We start from the raw sequence: 277 nt of genomic DNA on the forward strand, positions 1-277 counted from the left end.
GCCGCCATATCGTATAGTCTTTATACTGGATGGATAATGGAGCTTCTTCTTGCATCTCATTATCTTTACTATCTTCGTCCTTAAGAAGCTTGTTGTAGTTATCAACTATTTCTGACACCAATAACTCTGTTGACCATCCGTCTCCAATAATGTGATGCATTGAGAGAAAAAATAGATTTTCATTATCTGATATATTTAGTAAAGAAATTCTTATTAATGGTGATTGTTCTAAATTAAAGGATTCGCTACTAGCGGCTTGTAGATAGTCTTCTATCTC

Annotated in this window: 1 protein-coding gene; it reads right to left on the reverse strand. The window is 33.9% G+C overall.

The window, feature by feature from the left end:
- A partial coding sequence (locus tag SB724_RS19935; protein ID WP_410572550.1) for a condensation domain-containing protein occupies window positions 1–277 on the reverse strand: 277 nt, incomplete at both ends.

This window comes from Bacillus sp. SIMBA_031, assembly GCF_046535225.1.
In the GTDB taxonomy this organism is placed as follows: domain Bacteria; phylum Bacillota; class Bacilli; order Bacillales; family Bacillaceae; genus Bacillus; species Bacillus velezensis.